The organism is Pantoea sp. ANP04 (genome assembly GCF_041982285.1).
GTDB lineage: Bacteria > Pseudomonadota > Gammaproteobacteria > Enterobacterales > Enterobacteriaceae > Pantoea > Pantoea eucalypti.
Window position 1 is genome coordinate 1 of the sequence record NZ_JAUTYS010000191.1, and the last position, 519, is coordinate 519.

General features: G+C 62.8%; 1 protein-coding gene. It reads left to right on the top strand.

Translation table 11 applies throughout. The features are described from left to right. Positions 1 to 519: cbb3-type cytochrome c oxidase subunit I (locus Q7C21_RS23050; protein ID WP_375151246.1), on the top strand; the 519-nt coding region annotated here is incomplete at both ends.

The following is a 519-nucleotide window of genomic DNA, read 5'->3' on the forward strand; positions in this document are numbered from 1 at the left end:
GCCTCCCTGCCGGTCAGCTTCTTCAAGTCTTATTCGGCCTATGCCGGTGCGACTGACGCCATGATCCAGTGGTGGTATGGCCACAACGCCGTGGGCTTCTTCCTGACCACCGGCTTCCTGGGGATGATGTACTACTTCGTACCCAAGCAGGCCGAGCGTCCGATCTACTCCTATCGCCTGTCCATCGTGCACTTCTGGGCGCTGATCACCCTGTACATCTGGGCCGGTCCGCACCACCTGCACTACACCGCACTGCCGGACTGGGCTCAGTCCCTGGGGATGGTGATGTCCCTGGTACTGCTGGCGCCAAGCTGGGGCGGCATGATCAACGGCATGATGACCCTCTCGGGCGCCTGGCATAAGCTGCGCACCGACCCGATCCTGCGCTTTCTGGTGCTGTCCCTGGCGTTCTACGGCATGTCGACCTTCGAAGGCCCGATGATGGCGATCAAGACCGTCAACGCCCTCTCCCACTACACCGACTGGACCATCGGCCATGTGCACGCCGGGGCCCTGGGC